Origin of the sequence: uncultured Anaerotruncus sp., from assembly GCF_902490045.1 — a bacterium.
Classification (GTDB): Bacteria; Bacillota; Clostridia; order Oscillospirales; family Ruminococcaceae; genus Anaerotruncus.
In genome coordinates, this window is the sequence record NZ_CABUCJ010000003.1 from 1 (window position 1) to 19,459 (window position 19,459).

Annotated in this window: 20 protein-coding genes; 15 read left to right on the top strand and 5 right to left on the bottom strand. The window is 63.6% G+C overall.

What is annotated here, in order from left to right:
* The first annotated feature begins 2 nt into the window (after nt 1-2).
* From RDM88_RS00600 to RDM88_RS00620, 5 genes are all read left to right on the top strand, one after another.
* Nucleotides 3-695, top strand: a complete 693-nt coding sequence (locus RDM88_RS00600) for an RsmE family RNA methyltransferase (protein WP_308752160.1) — start codon at nt 3-5, stop codon at nt 693-695.
* A 358-nt stretch (nt 696-1,053) separates the two neighbouring features.
* The gene (locus RDM88_RS00605; RefSeq protein WP_308752162.1) at nt 1,054-1,797 is read left to right on the top strand and encodes a M15 family metallopeptidase; all 744 of its coding nucleotides are present in this window, start codon (nt 1,054-1,056) and stop codon (nt 1,795-1,797) included.
* On the top strand, nt 1,787-2,338 hold the full coding sequence (locus RDM88_RS00610; protein WP_308752164.1) for a hypothetical protein: 552 nt from the start codon (nt 1,787-1,789) through the stop codon (nt 2,336-2,338). Before RDM88_RS00605 ends, RDM88_RS00610 begins: the two co-directional genes overlap by 11 nt.
* A 110-nt stretch (nt 2,339-2,448) precedes the next feature.
* Nucleotides 2,449-3,777: a glycosyltransferase 87 family protein gene (locus tag RDM88_RS00615; protein WP_308752166.1), complete on the top strand. Its 1,329-nt coding sequence runs from the start codon at nt 2,449-2,451 to the stop codon at nt 3,775-3,777.
* 53 nt (nt 3,778-3,830) lie between these two features.
* A complete protein-coding gene (locus RDM88_RS00620) occupies nt 3,831-4,400 on the top strand; it encodes a zinc dependent phospholipase C family protein (protein WP_308752169.1) in 570 nt (189 codons plus the stop codon).
* An 82-nt stretch (nt 4,401-4,482) separates the two neighbouring features.
* On the opposite strand, the gene RDM88_RS00625 is transcribed toward RDM88_RS00620, so the two are convergent.
* Nucleotides 4,483-5,670, bottom strand: a complete 1,188-nt coding sequence (locus RDM88_RS00625) for an amidohydrolase family protein (RefSeq protein ID WP_308752178.1) — start codon at nt 5,668-5,670, stop codon at nt 4,483-4,485.
* Between the two features lie 403 nt (nt 5,671-6,073).
* Between RDM88_RS00625 and RDM88_RS00630 the strand changes: the two genes are divergently transcribed.
* The 4 genes from RDM88_RS00630 (at nt 6,074) to RDM88_RS00645 (ending at nt 8,897) form a co-directional block, all read left to right on the top strand.
* A complete protein-coding gene (locus RDM88_RS00630) occupies nt 6,074-6,781 on the top strand; it encodes a DUF5058 family protein (protein WP_308752179.1) in 708 nt (235 codons plus the stop codon).
* A gap of 4 nt (nt 6,782-6,785) precedes the next feature.
* Nucleotides 6,786-7,490 (top strand): hypothetical protein, encoded by a 705-nt coding sequence (locus tag RDM88_RS00635; protein WP_308752181.1) that lies wholly within the window; start codon nt 6,786-6,788, stop codon nt 7,488-7,490.
* Nucleotides 7,491-7,557: 67 nt separating this feature from the next.
* Nucleotides 7,558-8,199 (top strand): hypothetical protein, encoded by a 642-nt coding sequence (locus tag RDM88_RS00640; protein WP_308752183.1) that lies wholly within the window; start codon nt 7,558-7,560, stop codon nt 8,197-8,199.
* Between the two features lie 116 nt (nt 8,200-8,315).
* Nucleotides 8,316-8,897 (top strand): TetR/AcrR family transcriptional regulator, encoded by a 582-nt coding sequence (locus RDM88_RS00645; protein ID WP_308752185.1) that lies wholly within the window; start codon nt 8,316-8,318, stop codon nt 8,895-8,897.
* Nucleotides 8,898-9,037: 140 nt separating this feature from the next.
* On the opposite strand, the gene RDM88_RS00650 is transcribed toward RDM88_RS00645, so the two are convergent.
* The 4 genes from RDM88_RS00650 to RDM88_RS00665 form a co-directional block, all read right to left on the bottom strand.
* Nucleotides 9,038-9,766 carry an amino acid ABC transporter ATP-binding protein gene (locus tag RDM88_RS00650; protein WP_308752188.1) on the bottom strand — a complete coding sequence of 243 codons (729 nt, stop codon included), beginning with the start codon at nt 9,764-9,766 and terminating at the stop codon, nt 9,038-9,040.
* Complete coding sequence (locus RDM88_RS00655) at nt 9,747-10,412, bottom strand: amino acid ABC transporter permease (protein ID WP_308752190.1); 666 nt, start codon at nt 10,410-10,412, stop codon at nt 9,747-9,749. The genes RDM88_RS00650 and RDM88_RS00655 overlap by 20 nt, the downstream gene beginning before the upstream one ends.
* A 141-nt stretch (nt 10,413-10,553) precedes the next feature.
* Entirely contained in the window at nt 10,554-11,378 is an 825-nt protein-coding gene (locus tag RDM88_RS00660; protein WP_308752193.1) for a transporter substrate-binding domain-containing protein, read from the bottom strand.
* Between the two features lie 259 nt (nt 11,379-11,637).
* Complete coding sequence (locus RDM88_RS00665) at nt 11,638-13,449, bottom strand: glycoside hydrolase family 3 N-terminal domain-containing protein (protein ID WP_308752195.1); 1,812 nt, start codon at nt 13,447-13,449, stop codon at nt 11,638-11,640.
* A 415-nt stretch (nt 13,450-13,864) separates the two neighbouring features.
* Between RDM88_RS00665 and RDM88_RS00670 the strand changes: the two genes are divergently transcribed.
* The 6 genes from RDM88_RS00670 (at nt 13,865) to ybaK (ending at nt 19,394) form a co-directional block, all read left to right on the top strand.
* A complete protein-coding gene (locus RDM88_RS00670; protein ID WP_308752197.1) occupies nt 13,865-15,109 on the top strand; it encodes an ABC transporter substrate-binding protein in 1,245 nt (414 codons plus the stop codon).
* A 225-nt stretch (nt 15,110-15,334) separates the two neighbouring features.
* Nucleotides 15,335-16,234, top strand: coding sequence for a branched-chain amino acid ABC transporter permease (locus RDM88_RS00675; protein WP_308752199.1), 900 nt, complete (start codon nt 15,335-15,337; stop codon nt 16,232-16,234).
* Between the two features lie 12 nt (nt 16,235-16,246).
* Nucleotides 16,247-17,314, top strand: a complete 1,068-nt coding sequence (locus RDM88_RS00680; protein WP_308752201.1) for a branched-chain amino acid ABC transporter permease — start codon at nt 16,247-16,249, stop codon at nt 17,312-17,314.
* 80 nt (nt 17,315-17,394) lie between these two features.
* Nucleotides 17,395-18,177: an ABC transporter ATP-binding protein gene (locus RDM88_RS00685; RefSeq protein WP_374045392.1), complete on the top strand. Its 783-nt coding sequence runs from the start codon at nt 17,395-17,397 to the stop codon at nt 18,175-18,177.
* Nucleotides 18,161-18,862: an ABC transporter ATP-binding protein gene (locus RDM88_RS00690; protein ID WP_308752205.1), complete on the top strand. Its 702-nt coding sequence runs from the start codon at nt 18,161-18,163 to the stop codon at nt 18,860-18,862. The genes RDM88_RS00685 and RDM88_RS00690 overlap by 17 nt, the downstream gene beginning before the upstream one ends.
* 52 nt (nt 18,863-18,914) lie before the next feature.
* Nucleotides 18,915-19,394 carry a Cys-tRNA(Pro) deacylase gene (gene ybaK / locus RDM88_RS00695; RefSeq protein ID WP_308752207.1) on the top strand — a complete coding sequence of 160 codons (480 nt, stop codon included), beginning with the start codon at nt 18,915-18,917 and terminating at the stop codon, nt 19,392-19,394.
* The last annotated feature ends 65 nt before the right edge of the window (nt 19,395-19,459 follow it).

Below are 19,459 nucleotides of genomic sequence, written 5' to 3' on the forward strand. Positions count from 1 at the left end.
ATGTGGCGCGCGTCATCACCGGCGAGGACGCGCGCCACATCGCGCTCTCCCTGCGCATGAGGCCGGGCGAGCCGCTCACCGTCTGCGACAGCGCCGGGCACGACTACCAGTGCGTCATCGAGGCGGTCGCCCCCGGGCGGGTGGACCTGCGGGTAGAGGCGGTCGCCCCCTCGGCCGGGGAGCCGGGAGTGGAGATCACCCTCTACCAGGCGCTGCCCAAGGGGGACAAGCTCGAATTGATCGTGCAGAAGGCGGTCGAGCTCGGTGTCGGGCGGATTGTGCCCGTGCTGACCCGCCGGTGCGTCTCCCGCCCCGACGAAAAATCGATGGGAAAGAAGCTCGAACGCCTCAACCGCATCGCGCTCGAGGCAGCCAAGCAGTGCGGACGCGGCAGGGTGCCGCCCGTCGAACCGCTCATCGGCTTTGAGGAGGCGGTCGCGCGCATGAAGGAAGCGCCGCTGGGCATCTTTTTTTATGAGAACGCCGACAAGAGCCTGAAAAGCGCGCTCTCCCGCCGGCTCGGCAGAGAGGCCGCCGTCATGGTCGGCAGCGAGGGCGGCTTCGAGCCGTCCGAGGCGGCGTATGCCGCCGAAAACGGCCTGCTCACCCTTTCGCTCGGCAGCCGCATCCTGCGCTGCGAAACCGCGCCGCTCGCCGCCATCACCGCGATTCTCTATGAGGCTGGGGATATTTGAGACGGACGCGGCAGATACTACCAGGGGAAACTTTTGAAAAAGTTTCCCCTGGGCCCCTTCAAAACTTTAAGTTCAGGCGGGCCGCGGATGTCCGATGCAGGCGCGCCCCGTGCGGTGCGGCGGGATATGGGCGGGGGGAGCTTTTGAAAAAGTTTCCCCCGGACCCCTTCAAAACTTTGGGTTCAGGCGGGCCGCGGATGCCTGTCACAGGCGCGCCCCGTGCGGTGCGGCGGGATACGGGCGGGAGGAGCTTTTGAAAAAGTTCCCCCCGGACCCCTTCAAAGCCTTAGGGTCAGGCGGGGCGCGGACGCGCCGTGAGGCGGCGCCGGAACATACGAACAGGCATGGGAGGCATAGAATGAAACGATTATGGAAAGCCGGGACGGCGCTTTTGCTGGCGGCGCTGCTGATTCTGGGCGGCTGCACCGCGCGCGGTCCCGCGCCTGAAGAGAGCGTTTCATCCGCTCCGGAAGAGGAGGGCGCTATGCCGGAACCCGCGATGATCCCCCGCGAAGAGGTGGGCGAACTGGAAAACCTGCTGCTTGTGAACGCGGAAAATCCCGTCCCGGACGGCTACACGCCCGAGCTCTACCCGGTGAGCGGCGCTTACCAGATGGACGCGGACGCGGCGGGCTCGATGCTGTGGATGCTCTACGACGCGGCCGCGCAGGGGGTCGACCTGATGGTCGTCTCCGCCTACCGCGGGACCGAGCGCCAGCGGCAGAATTTCAACAACAAGGTGCAGGAGTACATCTCACTGGGCCTGAGCGAAGAGGAGGCGGTCGAGGTGACCTCCCAATGGATCGCGCCTCCCGGCACAAGCGAGCATGAGACGGGTCTGGCGGCTGACATCGTGACCCCCGGCTACCAGATGCTCAACCACGGCTTTGCCGAAACGCAGGCCGCAGGGTGGCTCGCTGGGCACGCGCCCGAGTACGGGTTCATCCTGCGCTATCCGGAGGACAAGACGGAGATCACCGGGATCACCTATGAGCCTTGGCATTTCCGGTATGTGGGAAGGCGCGCGGCCCGGGAGATCACCGAACGCGGCGTCTCGCTGGAGGAATATCTCGGAGTGGCGGGGGAGACGTATGCTGAGTAAAGAGAAGGTCGTGCACAGGCTTTCCCGCGTGCTGGGCGGCGGGCGGAGCCGTGCCGCGGCGGCGGTGGTGGCTGTCGCTGCGCTGGCGGCCGTCGTGGCCGCCGGGATGCTGCTCGCCTCCCGCGCGGCGGATGTGCGCGGGGAGCTCATGCGCAGCAGCCTGGTCGCGGCAATCGCAGCGCCAGGCGAGGAGGGGCGGCTTTCGCAGATTTTGGGCGACCCGGAGAAATCCGAGCTGCTCATGAAGTATATCAACTCGATGGCGGGGGTCGTGACCAACATGGAGGTCTCCCCGCGCTGGCACCTCTCCCAGTTTTCCGCGCTGCTCGACGCGGCGGAGGGCGCGGGCGTGGCGATCGTGGATTTCGACTGCGACGCGGGCGGGCGGGTGCTGACCGTCTCCTGCACGGCCCCGGACGAGAAATCCGCCGGGGCGTTCGCGCAGGCGCTGCGGGAAAACGGATCCTTTTCGCGGGTGGAGCTCAAGGGGCTGTCGGGGGAGAAGGAAAAAAACTTCCTAACGGATTGCTATTATGCGTAGCGAAATTGTGCAAAACGACAGAAATGTTGAAAGTTTACAAAATTTTCACACCTTCAACAGACAGTTTTGGCGCGATATGATAAAATTTTGATTGCAATGGAAGTAAACTGATGAATGGAAAAAGACTGGACGCTTCCTTTTCTCCCTCACGCGGGCAGATTCGCTGGTTTTTGACCGTGCTGGTGGTGTTCGCGGCGCTGGCGCGGCTGATGATCGCCTATATCACCGTGCACTATTTTGACCTGAGCTTCTATGTGGACTGGTCGACCGGAGTGGCAAACGACTTCTTCGGCGCTTATAACAATATAGGGAACCTAGACTATCCGCCCCTCTTCCTCTTCCCCCTCTTCCTGACGGGGAAGCTGCTCGGGATCGGCGCGGTGCGCGCCTTCGACCCCTATATGATGCTCGCCCTCAAGGGCTGGCAGGTGCTGTTCGACCTCGCGGGCATCCCGCTCATCTACCGCGTGCTGCGGCGGGAGGGACCGCTCGCGGGCCTGGCCGGCGCGGCGATCTGGGCGGTCAACCCCGCCGGGATCCTCAACTCCTCCTACTGGGGACAGACCGACAGCATCATGATTTTTTTGGTGGTGCTCGCCTTTCTGCTGCTCGAGGAGGGTAGGCCCGTCTGGTCGGGCGTCGTCATGGCGCTTGCCTGCCTGATGAAGTTCCAGTCCCTCTACTTCGCGCCCGTCTACGCGGTCGCGCTGCTCACCTCCTATCCGCCCAGGCGGATTTTGCAGACCGTTTCGGCGGGAGCGGGCGCCGTGTTCGCAGTGTTTTTGCCCTTCATGGCGCGTTCGGGCTGGGCGCTGCCGCTGGAAATCTATTTCGGCGGCTTCGGCCAGTACCAGGGAGCCAGCCTCAACGCCTTCAACTTTTACGCGTCGGCGGGGCTCAACTACAAGCATTTCAGCGCGAAAATCCTCGGCCTTATCCAGGCGGACCACTTTTCGACCCTGCTTTTGCTCGCGGCCCTGGCGCTGCTCGCGGCCGTGTGGTTCACGGCCACCGAAAAGAGCGTCTGGCTGATGGGGTTCCTCTTCATGCAGACCGTCTTCATGTTCACGACCCGCATGCACGAGCGCTACCAGATCCCCGTGCTCGCGATGGCGCTCATTGCGGCGGCGCGGCACCGCAGCCGCGGGATGTTCGCCGCGTTCGGCGCGCTGGCGGTCATGGTGTTCCTCAACCAGTTCCTGGTATTGCAGCAGATCTTCGCGGCTGACAAGCAGGCCGGGTGGATCGCCCGCTACGACACGGTTGTCGCCGCGCTCTCCTATGTGAACCTGCTGCTCTACTTCGCGACGGCCTGGATTGCGCTGCGCATCTGTTACAGACGCGGCCATTACGGCTTCGCGCGCTCCTTCCGGGCGATGCTGCCCGAGCGGTGGCGCGGGTCGCCGCCAGGACCAAACCCGCAGCGCGGCGCGCCTTGACGCCCGGCAGAGAAAGGGCCCCCGGGCCCAATAACCAGAAAGCGGTGTTTCCAATGAACCTATTTTCGCACATCACGATGGGCAGGTACCTCTACACCTACTTCACCGAAAACCTCGGGGTTGAGCTCGACAAGGGGAGCTTTGTGAGGTGGAACGTCCTGCCCGATCTTGCGCCGAGCCTGCTGAAGCTCTCGCATTTTAAAAAGGACATCTACGATCTTGTGATGGCGCGCGCGGAACACCTGGCAAAGGAAGGCGACGACATGTCGGTGGAGGAATACAGCAAGCAGCTGGGCATCCTCTGCCACTTCATGTCCGACTTCTTCTGCTATGCCCATTCCGAACAGTTCGACGGCAGCAAGGCCGGCCACTTCAAATATGAGGTCCTCATGCAGTTCTACGGCTACCGACGCCGCGGCATGCTGCACGCGGTCGACCTCATCTCCAACGCGGCGGAAATCGACCACAGCACCGCGCTTTACGAGCAGATCAACGAGCTGCACGAGCAGTACTCCCGGCTCGCCCCCTCCTACGGCGTGGATTTTGTCTTTTCGCTGACCGCCTGCGTGGACCTGCTGATGGGGATGCTCGGCGCGAAAATGCCGGCGATTGCCGCGGCGTGAGCCCGGCGCAGCAATAACGTGATGAAAGGGCCCCGGTGCGCAAGCACCGGGGCCCTTTTTGCAGCTTTTTTCCGGGAGGTCCTCAGCCGGCGACGTGGACGCCGCCCTTGAAGACATGCGCGCGGGGCTTGCCCATGACGGAGATGTCCTCGTCCGGGTTGCCATCGACGACCACGAGGTCGGCATATTTGCCCGCCTTGACCGAACCGGTCATGTCGGCGGCGCCGATGATCTCGGCGCTGTTGATCGTGGCCTGGCGCAGCAGGTCGATGTTGGAGATGCCGATCAGGTCGCGGCGGACCAGGAATTCCTGCGCGGGGTTTTCCACGTAGGAGCCCATGTCCAGGTCGGTGCCCCAGCCGAACTTGAGCCCCGCCTTGTAGGCGGCCCGCAGGCTCTGCTGAAGCAGGGGGAGGTAGGTTTTGGCCTTGACGGCGCGCCAGTCGTTCGAGTCGGCTTTGCTCAGGTCGATGAGGAACTGGAAGATGCCGATCGTCGGGACGAGGAAGGTGTCCTTCGATCCGGCGAGCATTCCCACGCCCTCCTCGTCGATGAGGGTGGCGTGCTCGATCGTGTGCACGCCCGCGCGGACGCTCATTTTGATGCCCTCGGTGCCGTGGCAGTGGACGGCCACGTATTTGTCGCGGGCCGCCGCGGTGTCGACCACCGCGCGCAGCTCCTCCTCCGTCGTGATCAGGTTGCCCGGCACGCTGCCCTCGTTGAGGAAGGCGCCCGACACCATGTATTTGACGAAGTCGCACCCGTGCGCGATCTCCTCGCGCACCGCGCCGATGACCGCCTCACGCCCGTCCGCCTCGTTGTACATGAGGCTGAAGGCGTCGTTGCCCGCGTCCTTGGGGGAGATCATCAGCCCCGCGCTGTAGATGCGCGGACCGGTGATCTGGCCCTTCTGCACCGCGTTGCGCACTGCGATGGCGCAGCGGCTGTTGCTGCCCATGTCGCGCACGGTGGTATAGCCGAGCTTGAGATAGGTGTTGGCGTATTCGCAGGTGTCGAAGCAGGAGGTGCCGAAGTCCTTGAGCTGGTTCTCCATCAGGTTGCCCGAGAGGGAGTGCAGATGGGTGTGCAGGTCAAAAAGGCCGGGCAGGACGGTTTTGCCCGCCATGTCGAGGACGGGGACGTCCTCGTAGCTCCCGCCCGCCGGGCGGATGTCCGCGATGAGTTCCCCGTCTAGGACGAGATCGGCGGAGGGCAGGTCGAAGCCTTCGGTGAGCGCCGGGATCAGACGGCAGTTTTTCAGTACCAGCATGAATATCCTTCTTTCTGTTTTGTCGCGCACCGGCGGGGAAAAGAAAAAAGCCCAAACGGAATACGCATCGGCCGTGCGGCCCATGCGGAGGATTCCTGTCCGGCTTTGTTGTTCGGCTGCCCCAAGGGGGCTTATTGATGTCCATTATAGGAATCCCGGGCGCAAAAGTCAAGGTGGGGCGCGAATTTTGCGGAAAAACACGGCGGGCTCTTGACAAATCGCTTTAAATTCGCTATGATTTAACTCGTTAAAGCAAAACAAACTATAGTCTGTACTAGTAGCGGGGAATGGTTTGGTTTTGCTGTTCGGCAATCAAAAGGAGGCGGTGAACCGGCGGCCGGTCACGGTAAAAACGGCTGCCAGAGGTGTTTTTGCGGATCAAAAGAATTGAGGAGCGGTAAAAATGAGCGATTATCTGTCGATAGCAAACAGCCCGATCATGTGGTTTTCCTGCTTCCCGCTGGTGCTGCTGGTGCTCTGCCAGGCGGTCCTGTATACCCGCCGCGCGTTTGCCACCGCCATCAAGATGGGAATTCCCAAAAGCGACTGCATCAAAGCCTTCCGCAGCGGAATGATCTCGGCCATCGGGCCGTCCGTCGCGGTCTTCATCATGATGGTGGGACTCATGTCCGCCGTCGGGTCGCCCGTCTCGTGGATGCGGCTGTCCGTGATGGGCGCCGCCGCGGGCGAAATGATCAATGCCGGCCTCGGCGCGCAGGCCGTCGGCAGCGCGCTGGGCGCCGCCGACTTCGGCGTCCGCGCCTATGCCGCCGCCCTGTGGGGGATGAGCCTCTTCTCGGTGGCGTGGATCGTCGTGCTGGTCTTCATCCCGCAGATGAACAAGGTGCAGGTCAAGGTTGAAAAATACGACAAAAACCTCATGACCCTCATCAGCACGGCCAGCATGCTGGGCATCATGTCCTACATGACGATGGAAAACTGCCTGACCGGGCTGCCGATGATCGTCGCCTGCGTGAGCGCGTCGCTCTGTATGGTGGGGCTCTCCAGGACGGTGAAAAAGCTGCCCTGGCTGCGGGAGTACCACATGGGCATCGCCATGATCGTGGGAATTGTCTGCGCGCCGGTATGCGCCTGGCTGATTGGAGGTTGAGGAGATGAAAAGTGCAGTGACTGAATCGAATTTCAAGGGCATGTCGGACGACCAGTTCACGAGGGAGTTCGGAAAGCCCTCCATCCGCATCGGGAGCGTCACGCTGATCATCGGCTTCGTGCTGGCGTTCGTGCCCGCGTTCACCCTCTGGCTGGTGTACGGCGTCGTGCCTACCCCCGCCGAGATCGCGATTATCTTTACGCTCGTCGTCTCCTCCGGGTTCGCCTGGATGGTGGTCGAGCCGATCTCCTACTACGGCGTGCTCGGCGCGGCGGGCAGCTACATGGCCTTTTTGAGCGGAAACATCAGCAACATGCGCCTGCCCTGCGCGATGGTCGCGCAGGAGGTCACCGGCGTGAAGCCGGGCACCAAGGAGGGCGAACTCATGGCGACGATCGGCATTGCGGGTTCGATCGTCACCAACCTGATCTTCGTCACCCTCGGCGCGATCGGCGGCACCCTGCTGCTCGGCGCGCTGCCCGCGCCGGTCAAGGACGCGTTCAAGTATGTGCCCGCCTCGATCTTCGCGATCATGTTCACCAACTTCATGCTCAAGCGCCCCGACCTGGGCGCCTTCGGCGTCATCTCCGCGCTGCTCATCCTGACGGTGGGGTCGATGTTCATCCCGCTGCCGCTGCAGATGCTGCTGAACGTCGTGCTGGTGGTCGCCGTCGGCATCCTGATCTACAGGAAGAAGAAAAAGATCTGAACCTCCCGCGCGTACCAGAACTTCCGGAGAGAGGGAGGCTGACAACATCAATATCACGGTAAAATCCATGTCCAAGCTGCTTGTGGGACTGCTGCTCTACGCGGTGGGCATCGTCGTGTTCGCGCAGTCGGGCATCGGCATGGCCCCGTGGGACGTCCTGAGCGACGGCATCTCCCACACGCTGGGCGTCTCGCTGGGGGCCGCGGTGCTGGGCGTCTCGGTCGTGCTGCTGGCGGTCAACTGGCGGATGGGCATCCGCATTGGGCTGGGAAACATCCTCGACCTGGTCATCACCGGCCCGATCGTCGACGTCATTCAGGCGTACCATCTGATCCCCGCGGCCCGGAACCTCCCGCAGAAGCTGCTGATGGTGGCCTGCGGGCTGATGGTGCTCAACGTCGCCACCTACTTCTATGTGGGGGCGGGGCTGGGGGCGGGCCCGCGCGAGGGACTCATGATCGGCATCGTCCGCCGGACGGGCTGGTCGGTGCGGTTTACCAAGAGCGGACTCGAGCTCGCCGCCATTTTGGCGGGAACCCTGCTCGGCGGGCGGTTCGGAGCCGCCACCGTCATCGTGGCGCTCGTCACCGGGCCGCTCATGAACCTCACCTTCGACCTCGTCCACTTCGACATCAAGTCGGTGCCGCAGGTCTATCTCGACGACCAGCTGCGCATCCTGCGGGAACGCAGGGCCTGCCGCAGAAAATAGCGATCCGCCGCGCGCCCCCCGCGAAGGGGGCGCGCGTCTTTTCAGCCGCGGGGTTTCCCCCCTTGCGCGCGGGGAGCGGTTGGTATAAAATAAAACCAGACGGGGAGGGAAGGCCGATGGCAAAGACGGGAGTCCGGGAACGCATCGCGGAGGCAGCGTGGCGGCTCTTCGACGAGAAGGGCTATGAAAACGTGTCGGTCGACGAGATCATCGCCGCGACCGGCACCTCCAAGGGCGCGTTCTACCACTATTTTTCCGCGAAGGATGAGCTGCTTTCGGCGCTGCCCGACAAGTTCGACAACGACTATGACGCGTGGGCGGCCCAGTGCCCGCCCGACATGCCGCGCGCCGACCGGATCGTGGCGCTCTGCCGGTTCGTCTGCAAGAACATGGAGCTCAAGCTCAGCCGTCAGATCATCACCGAGATCTATTCGACCCAGCTCGTGACGCGGGGACCGAAGTTCCTGACGAGCGAAAGCCGCCGGTATGTCAAGCTGCTCAACCAGTATGTCCACGAGGGGCAGGAGCGGAGGGAGATCACCGGCGCGATCGCCTGCACCGAGCTTTCCCAGATGCTCGACATCCAGCTGCGCGGGCTCATCTACGACTGGTGCCTGCGGGACGGCGCCTACAGCATGGAGGCGATGTGCGACAAGCTCATCGGCGCATTCATGAGGGCGATGCGCCCCGGGGAATAGCGGGAAAAACAAGAAGGGCCGGTACCCGTTGGGTACCGGTCCCGTTCTTTTTTCTTGGGAAAAGAACCAAACAAAGCACTTCTCAGGATAGAGACGCCGCCTTTGAAAAGGCGGGCAAAACTTTTGGAGAGGGGCGAGAACTACAATACCTTATTGAGGAAATCGATCGTGCGCTGCTCGCGCGGATGGCCGAAAATCTCCTCGGGGGTGCCCTGCTCGACGATCACGCCGCCGTCCATGAAGATCACCCGGTCGGCGACCTCGCGGGCAAAGCCCATCTCGTGGGTGACGACCACCATCGTCATGCCCGCGTCGGCCAGCTGGCGCATGACCGCCAGCACCTCGCCGACCATCTCGGGGTCGAGCGCGGAGGTCGGCTCGTCGAAGAGCATGATGTCCGGGTCCATCGCCAACGCGCGGGCGATCGCCACCCGCTGCTGCTGCCCGCCCGAAAGCTGCGCCGGGTAGACGTCCGCCTTGTCCGCGAGGCCCACCCGCTCGAGCAGCTCGCGCGCCTTCTTTTCCGCGGCGGGCCTGTCGAGCTTTTTGCGGTCGAGCGGGGCCATCGTGATGTTCCCGGTCACCGTCAGGTGGGGGAAGAGGTTGAACTGCTGGAACACCATGCCGATGTTCTCGCGGATTTTGTTGAGGTCTGCCTTGCCGTCGGTGAGAAGGAAGCCGTCCACCTCGACCTCGCCGCCCGTGGGCACCTCTAGGAAGTTGAGGCAGCGCAGGAAGGTCGATTTGCCCGAGCCGGACGGCCCGATCATGCAGACGACCTCGCCCTCGCGCACTTCGAGGTCGATGCCCCGGAGCACCTCCAGCGGCCCGAAATTCTTGCGGAGGCCCTTAACCCTTACCTTTGCCATTGCGGAGCCTCCTTTCAATCTGCTTGGAAATCTTGGACAGGATGAAGATGATGATGAAATAGACCACCGCCACGGTCGCCCACACCTCGAAGGAGCGGAAGGTCCGCGCCACGATCAGGCTGCCGCTCTGCATCAGCTCGGGCAGGCCGATCGCATAGAGGATCGAGGTGTCCTTGAGGGTGATGATGAACTGGTTGACCATCGAGGGGATGACGATCCGCACCGCCTGGGGCAGGATGACCTTGCGCATCGCGCGCCCGTAGGGGAGCCCGAGGCTTCGCGCGGCCTCCATCTGGCCGACGTTCACCGCCTGGATGCCGCCGCGGAAGATTTCCGACAGGTAGGCGCCCGCGTTGAGGGAGAGGGTGATGACGCCCGCCTGCACGGCGGTGAGCCGTATGCCAAAGCCGTTTGGCACGCCGAAGTAGATGAAGAAGGAGAGCACCATGACCGGCACGCCCCGCATGACGTCGATATAAATCTGGGAAATCCACTGGAGCGGCTTTTTGCCGGAGATCTGCAGGAGGCAGCAGACAAGGCCGAGCAGGGTGGCGATCAGCAGGGAGATGACCGTCACCTGTACGGTGCCGCCCAGCCCCTTGACCAGCATGGGGAACGACTCTTCCAACAGTTTCAGATAGCGCACGGCGATCGTCCTTTCATGGCAAGTGTGGACACGGCGTTTCGGCTCATCCTCCGCGCCGCGGGAGATCAGCCGGACCGCCGGGAAAACGCGGCTGTGCGGCGGGGCAAGCCCTGCCCCGCCGCACGGATGCGCGCCAAAAGGTTACTTTTTGATATAGGTGTCGAGGATCTCCTGGTATTTGCCGCTGTCGCGCAGGTTCTGGAGGCCCGCGTTGAACATCTCGACCAGCTCGGGGTTCTGGCCCTTGTTGACCGCGAAGCCGTAGGAATTGCCGCGCTCCATCTCCGTGACGATTTTGAGCCCGATCTCCTGCGAAATCGCGTAGCCGAGGACCGGGTAGTCCTCAAAGCAGGCGGCCGAGTTGCCCGCCTTGACGTCCTCGTACATGTTGGAGGAGTCGGCGAAGTAGGTCACGGTGAAGCCGTATTCATCCATGATGCTCTCGGCGAAGGCCGCGCCCTCGGTGCCCTTTTTGATGGCGACGTTTTTGCCCGCCAGGTCGGCGTAGTCCTTGATCTCCTCGTTGTCCGCCTTGATGCCCATCACGACGCCCGAATCAAAATAGGGGTCGGAGAAGTCGAAGACCTCCCTGCGGGCGTCGGTGATGCTCATGCCGGCGATCATGCCGTCCGACTGGCCCGACTGCACCGACTGGAGCGACGCGTCGAAGCCGAGCACCTGGATTTCATACTGGAAGCCCTGGTCCTCCGCAATGGCCTTCAGCAGGTCCATATCGATGCCGACGAAGTTGCCCTGCGCGTCCTGAAACTCGAACGGCGCGAAGGTCGTGTCGGTGGCGATGAGGTAGGTCTTGCCCGGGGCGGCCGGCGCCTCGGCGGCGCTTCCGGCGGGGGCCGCGCTGTCCGAGGGGGCCTCGGCGGGAGCCGGGCTGCCGCCGCAGGCGGCGAGGGCGGCCGTCATCGCGAGGGCGAGGACGAGGGCGAGCAGTTTCTTTATCGATTTCATTTCTTGCTTCCTCCCAATTCAGATGTGTATCGGACAAAGCGGCGCGGATTGCAGGAAAATTTGATGGCTCCTGCATCCGGCGGCGGGCGCCGGGCGGCGCGCGGCATTTTCCGCTTCGTTCAATATCCTCTATTTTATCAGCCCGCATGGGGGGATGTCAATCCCCGGAAGGGTTTGCTATAGGAAAAATGACACAAAGGAGCCAAAATTATTTTGTCGAATCTGTGCAGGACCGGAAAAACAGATGTGCAATTTCCAGCTAATCCAGTTTCACGGGAAGGACGCCGCGCGGTTCAAACCCGCCCGCGAGCAGGGAGACGGCGCTTTCGGTGGAGAGCGCGGTGTATTCGTAGCCGCAGACGGCGGAGACCTCCGGCGGGAGCAGGCCGGCCAGGTAGGGGCTTCCGAGCAGCAGCACGACGGTTTCGGGGTTGGCGTCCGCGACCGCCTGCACGAGCCCGGCCTGTTCCGCGCGGGTCATCGCGATCACGACTCTGTCCGCTTTTGCCGCCGCGTCGGCGCAGGCCGCGGCCTGCGCTTCGTCGGGGACGGAATCGATGAGCAGCGGCTGGCCGGAAAACCGGGCCGCCGCGAGGGAGGCGAAGGAGGCGGCCTCTGGGTCGGTCCCGGCGGGGGCCGCAGAGAGGGGGAGGGGCGGGGAGACGGCGAGGAGGCCTTCTCCCTCCCGGGGCTCGAGCGGGAGCAGGCCGCGCGGGTCGCGCAGCAGCGTCATGCTCTTATCGCTGACCTCCCGCGCGAAGCGGGCGTGCTCCTCCTCGTGGGTGTGGAAGGCGTCCAGCGGCAGCCCGCCGTCGAAGAGCCCGTACAATTCCTTATAGAACAGGACGCGTCCCGCCCGGTCGTCGAGCGTCTCGCGGGTGATCGTGCCGTTTTTGACGGCGGCAAGCACCTCGTTATAGGCGGCGCGCTGGATTTGCAGCCCCGCCGCGTCGTCCCCGCCCGTCCCGGTCGTGAGGACGTCGGCGCCCGCATTGACCGCCAGCACGCACGCGTTTCCGACGCCGTACTGCGAGGTGATCGCGCCCATGCGCACCGAGTCGGTGAAGATAAGCCCGTCGAAGCCGTTCGGAAGCCCCTCCCCATTGCGCAGCATATCGGTGAGCACTGCCCGGGAGAGGGTCGCGGGCCGCCCGTCCGGGTCGATCCGCGGATAGAGGATGTGCGCGGCCATCACGCCCGCCACGCCCGCCCTGCCCGCGGTCAAAAAGGGCGTCAGCTCGGCCATGGCAAGCTCGTCCCGCGTCCTGTCCGAGACGGGCAGGCCGTAGTGGGAGTCGACCGACGTGTCTCCGTGGCCGGGGTAGTGCTTGGCGACCGACAGCACCCCGCGGCTCTGAAGCCCGAGCGCGTAGGCCGCGGCGGCGCCCGCCACGCGGCCGGGGTCGTCGCCGTAGGAGCGCACGCCGATGACGGGGTTCAGCGGATTGGTATTCACATCCGCGACGGGCGCGAGATTGCAGTTGATCCCGAGCGCCCGCAGCTCCTCCCCGACGAACTCGCCCTCGATCCGCAGGGCGTTCGCCTCGGGCACGGGGTCGAGGGCGGTGGGCTCCCCGCCTGACGCGGAGAAGGCCATCGCGCCGGGGTAGACGGTCGCGCCGTCGGTAATGCGGGTGACCGCCCCGCCCTCCTGGTCAACCGCGATGAGGGCGGGCGCGCCGGTCGCTTCGGTTACGGCGCGCTGGATGGATTCCGTCAGGGCGGAGATCTGCGCTCCGCTTTCGCAGTTATTGCCGAAGAGGATGATGTTCCCGATCTTCGCCTCGGTGAGGAAGGAAAGGGAGGCCGCGTCGAGGGCGGTCCCGGGGAGCGAGACGAGGAAGAGCTGGCCGACCTTTTCCTCGTCGGTCATCTCCGCGAGCAGCGCCCGCGCCCGCTCGCCCGCCTGCGGGGAGGCGGGCGCGGCGGACGGCGCGGGGGCTGCGTCCTCCCGCGCGGAGGAAACGGGCGATGGTGCCTCAGGCTCCTCGAGCGGTGCGGGGGCGGCGGGCGCGCAGCCGGCGAGCGTCAGCGCGCAGAAAAGCGCGCACAGGGTCGGTTTATGAAGCATATTGAAATTTCCTCCGATGGATTTCTATGGTTGACAGCAGGTCTTTCTTATTCTATCATATTTAGATGGGGCCGCCAACCGGGGGAATGAACGCCGCAGGAATACGGATGTGTTTTGCGGGCGGAATTTCTTCAAAAACGCGCCCGAATCCTTGTGAAATTTTCCGACGCCCCTGATCGATTTGTCAAAAATCGAGGCATGTTTTTTGGGATTTAAAACAAATACCAAAAATTCAACGAAAATTTTATGAATAATCCTAAAAGAAATCGTGTTTGTCTTTTGAGGATTGGCGAAAAAGACTATGGATTTTACAGGGTATTTGCAATATACTTGAAAAAAGTAATCTGTTACTTTAAAGCGGTAGCGGCCGACACCGGCCGCGGCCCCTTTACCAATTGAATTGGGAGGAAAGAAAATGAAAAAGTTACTGGCATTGACCTTAGCGGTCATGATGGTGCTCTCGCTGGCCGCCTGCGGCGGCAGCGACACCCCGGCGGCCCCGTCCGCCCCCGCCGACGGAAACGCCGAGGCCCCCGCGGACGATGCGGCGCCCTCCGCTTCCGGCGACACGATCAAGGTCGGCCTGCTGGCCAACACGACCGGCGACAACGCCATGTACGGCAACGCGGTCAAGAACGGCGCGATGCTCTACTTTGACGAGGTCAACGCGGCCGGCGGCGTGAACGGCAAACAGATCGAGGTCATCGCCCTCGACGAAAAGGGCGACGCCACCGAGGCGGTCACCGCTTTCAACCGCCTGCTCGACCAGGGCATCACCGCGCTGGTCGGCTCGGTCCTCACCGGCCCGACGATCGCCGTCGCCGACGAGACCTACCCGGTCAACATGCCGCAGGTCACCGCTTCCGCGACCGCCGCGGGTGTCACGATGATCGATCCCGAGGATCCCGCGAGCGAGATCCGCACCAACGTCTTCCGCTCCTGCTTCATCGACCCGTTCCAGGGCGAGAAGATGGCGCAGTACGCCTCCGAAAAGCTCGGAGCCAAGACTGCGGCCGTCATCTTTGAGACGGGCAGCGACTACTCGGTCGGCCTCAAGGACGCGTTCGTCGAGAAGTGCGGCGAGCTGGGCGTCGAGGTCGTCGCGGCCGAGGGCTACAGCAAGGGCGACGTGGACTTCAAGGCGCAGATGACCAACATTGCGTCCAAAAATCCCAACGTCGTCTTCTCCCCCAACTACTACCAGGATGACGGCATGATCGTCACCCAGGCCCGCGCGGCCGGCGTCACCAGCACCTTCCTCGGCGGAGACGGCTGGGGCAGCGTCAAGGACTACGCCTCCGCGGAGGACCTTGAGGGCTCCGTCTACTGCTCCGGCTACGCGCCCGGTTCCAACGACGCCGTCAAGAAGTTCGAGGCCGACTACGAGGCCAAGTACAGCGAAGCGATCCCCAACATGTTCGCCCCGCTCGGCTACGACGCGGCGCTGCTGCTGGTCGAGGGCCTGAAGGCCGCCGAGGCCGCCGGGCTGGAAGCCGGCTCCGACGACTACAAGCAGGCCGTGATCGACGGCATCAAGGGCATCGACGGGGTCGAGGGCGTCACCGGCTCCTATGCGTTTGACGAGTTCAACAACCCCATCAAGTCCGCCGCGATGATCAAGCTGTCGGGCGGCGAAGAGGTCTTCACCGAACTCTTCTGATCCGCGAACGGAACAACTGCAAGGAACAACTGTGCCGGGGGGAAGAGCATCTCTTCCCCCCAGCATGGTTTCTTCTGCTTCATGGAGGGCGGACGCCCAATGGGCATTCCTACGCGGGCAAGGGCGCTTTGCGTGGAAACGGCCATTGGCTGTTCGCAATTTTTGCTACTATCGGGCCGGCGCACGCCGGGCCCCATCCGCCGAAGAAAGGACGTGGCAAAGCCTATGTCTCTGTTCTCTACCATCGTCAGCCAGCTGGTCAACGGGCTCCAGTCCGGCTCCATCTACGCCCTGGTGGCCCTGGGCTACAGCATGGTGTACGGCATCATCCTGCTCTTAAACTTCGCGCACGGCGACATCATCATGGTGGGCGCCTACGCGGCGTGGATGTGCATGGTGAACTTTCACCTGCACCCGGTCGTCTCCATCCTCATCGCCATCCTGACGAGCACCCTGCTCGGCGTCGTCATTGAGAAGGTGGCCTATACGCCGCTGCGCTCCGCGCCCCGCCTCTCGCTGCTCATCACCGCCATCGGAGTGTCTTTCCTGCTTGAAAACGGCTTCCAGCTCATTTTCGGTGCGGGCGCGAAGGACATGTCCAGCGCCATGACCACAGTCACCGGCGGCCCGAGCATCTCCTTCGGCGGCGCGACCCTCAGCTTCCCCGCCATGCTCACGATCGTCGTCTCGGTCCTTTCGATGGCGGTGCTCACCTTCCTTGTCCAGAAGACCAAGCTCGGCAAGGCGATGCGCGCCGTCAGCGAGGATATGGGGGCGGCCCAGCTCATGGGCATCAGCGTCAACGCGACCGTCTCCTTCACCTTCGCGGTCGGCTCCGCGCTGGCCGGCATCGGCGCGATCCTCTACCTCTGCGCCTACCCGCAGGCCAACCCCACCATGGGATCGATGCTCGGGCTCAAGGCGTTCGTCGCTGCCGTGCTCGGCGGCATCGGCTCGATTCCCGGCGCGATGATCGGCGGCTTCGTCATCGGCATGGCCGAGGCGCTCGTTTCGGCGGTCGGGCTTTCGGTGTGGAAGGACGGCGTCGTCTTTGCCATTCTGATCGTCGTGCTGCTCGTCAAGCCCACCGGCATCCTCGGGCGCAACATCACCGAAAAGGTTTAAGGGGGCGTTGAGATGAATCAGAATCAAAAGCGCATCCCCATGTCCGCGCGCTACGCGATCAACGCCGCGCTGGTTGTTTTGGCGTTCGTGGCGCTCAACCTGCTCACCGGCGCGCTCTCGAGCTACTACACCAAAATCCTCATGCTCGTCGGCATCAATATCATTCTGGCGGTCTCGCTCAATGTGGCGACCGGCTACCTTGGGCAGCTTCCGCTCGGGCACGCCGGCTTTATGGCGGTCGGCGGCTATGCGGCGGGCATCTTCCTTAAGGCGATGCCCATGCCCAACCTCGACAAGCTCCCCGAAGGGGCAAGCGCCGCCGCCGCGCATCTCCAATACAATTTCTACATCCTGCTGGCGCTCCTGCTGGCGGGGCTTGTGGCCGCGGTATTCGGCATTATCATCGGCGTGCCCGCCCTGCGCCTCAAGGGGGACTACCTCGCGATCATCACCCTCGGCTTCGGCGAGATCATCCGCGTCGTGCTCCTCAACATCGACAGCGTGCTCGGCTTCGACTTCACCTACGGCGCCTCCGGCCTCAAGCGCATCCCAAAGGTCGCGACCGTCTCAAACGTCTTTGTCTGCGTGGTGATCACCTGCCTGGTGATCCACATGGTCATGAAGTCCCGCCATGGGCGCGCGATCCTCTCGATCCGAGAAAACGAGATCGCCGCCGAAAGCTGCGGCATCCACACCACCTACTACAAGGTCATGGCGTTCACCCTCTCCGCCTTCTTCGCGGGGGTGGCGGGCGCGCTCTACGCGGCCTACGTCGGCATCCTCCAGCCGAACACCTTCGGCTTCATGAAATCGATCGAAATCCTCGTCATGGTCGTGCTCGGCGGCATGGGATCGATGCTCGGCTCGATCCTCTCCGCCACCGTGCTCACCGCGCTGCCGCAGGTGCTGCTCGCCTTCGACAAGTGGCGGATGGTGCTCTATTCGATCGTGCTCATCCTGGTGATGATCTTCAAGCCCTCCGGCCTGATGGGCACCTACGACTTCTCAATGAGCAGGCTGCTTGAAAAGTTCATGAACCGCTCCGGCGGAAAAAAGAAGGGGGAGGCGGTCCAGCAATGAGCGATTACGAGCTGACCTATAACGACTACGACAGCCGGGAAAAGATCCTCCCCGAACGCGACAAAGCCTACACCCCCGTCATGGAGGCGGTCGGGCTGAGCATCGAATTCGGCGGGCTTCCCGCCGTCGACGATTTCAACCTCACCGTCGGCCGCACCGAGATCTGCGGGCTCATCGGCCCGAACGGGGCGGGCAAGACGACCGTCTTCAACCTGCTCACCAAGGTCTACCAGCCCACCCGCGGCAAAATCCTCATCGACGGGAAGGACACCAGGGGGATGAGCACCATCCAGGTCAACCGGGCGGGCGTGGCGCGCACCTTCCAGAACATCCGGCTCTTTAAGAACCTGTCGGTGATCGACAACGTCCTGATCGGGATGCACAACCACACCCACTACAACATGCTGACCTCGACGCTCCGCCTGCCGGGCTACTGGAAAGCGGAGAAGCAGGCGCGGGAACGCGCGCTCGATCTGCTGTCGATCTTCGGGATGCAGGACCAGGCGGACGCGGAGGCGGGCAGCCTCCCCTACGGCGCGCAGCGGCGGCTGGAGATCGTGCGCGCGCTGGCGACCGGACCCAAGCTGCTGCTCCTCGACGAGCCCGCGGCGGGCATGAACCCCTCGGAGACGTCCGAATTGATGGAGAACATCCACAAAATCCGCGATACCTTCCAGATCGCGATCATGCTGATCGAGCACGACATGAGCCTCGTCATGGGAATCTGCGAGGGGATCGCCGTGCTCAACTACGGCAAAATCATCGCCAAGGGCACGCCGGAGGAAATCCGGCGCAACCCGGTGGTTATCGAGGCGTATCTCGGCAAGAAGAGGGGGGAGAAGCAGGATGCTGAAGGTCAGTGATATCAACGTCTACTACGGCAACATCCATGCGATCAAGGATATCTCCTTCGAGGTCGCCAAAGGGGAGATCGTCTCGCTGATCGGCGCCAACGGCGCGGGAAAAAGCACCATCCTCAAGACGGTCTCCGGACTCCTGCGCACCAAGACCGGCAGCATTACCTTCCTCGACGGCGACATCCGCACGGCGGCCCCCAACCACATCGTCAAGCTGGGGCTTGCCCATGTGCCCGAGGGGCGGCGCATCTTTTTGCAGATGACGGTGCAGGAAAACCTCGAGATGGGCGCCTATACCCAGAAGCCCGCCGCGCTTTCGGCGGACCTCGACAATGTGTACGAGCGGTTCCCCCGCCTCAAGGAGCGCCGCCGGCAGGTGGCGGGCACCCTCTCGGGCGGCGAACAGCAGATGCTGGCGATGGGCCGCGCGCTCATGAGCCATCCGACCCTGCTGATGCTCGATGAGCCGTCGATGGGACTCGCACCCATCCTGGTGGAGCAGATCTTCGACATCATCCAGGAGCTGCACCGCGCCGGGACGACGATCCTGCTGGTCGAGCAGAACGCGCAGATGGCGCTTTCGATCGCGGACCGGGCGTACGTGCTCGAGACGGGACGGATCGTGATGAGCGGCACCGCCAAGGAGATGCGGGAGGACGAGCGGATCCAGAAGGCGTATCTCGGCATGTAAAAAAATTGAGGGGCGCGCCGGAGGGCGCGCCCCTTTTGCGGAGGCGAACAGGATGGCAGAGGCCAAGACGAACGCGATGCGTATGCTCGACCGGGCGAAGATCGCCTACCGGGTGCACGTTTACGAGCACGCGGACGGGAAGATCGACGGGGTGAGCGTGGCGGAAAAGCTCGGACAGGACGCCGGCGCGGTCTACAAGACGCTCGTGACCAGGGGCGCGTCGGGCGGAAACTTTGTGTTTGTGATCCCCGTAGCGAAGGAGCTCGACCTCAAAAAGGCGGCGAAAGCGGTGGGGGAGAAGTCGGTCGCGATGATCCCGGTGGCGGAGATCAATCGGACGACCGGCTACATCCGGGGCGGCTGCTCGCCGGTGGGGATGAAGAAGCTCTTCCCCACGGTGTTCGACGCGGCGGTGGAATCGCTCCCGGCGGTCTGCGTGAGCGGCGGGCGGATCGGCTGCCAGATCGAGGTATCGCCGGCCGACCTGCTGCCGCTTGTCCGGGCGGGGACCGCGCCGATCACGGCGGATTAAAGGTTTTCGCCCGCCTTTTTTGAAAAGGCGGCGGGGCCGCGGGGCAGGGCCCCGCGCCGCGCTTC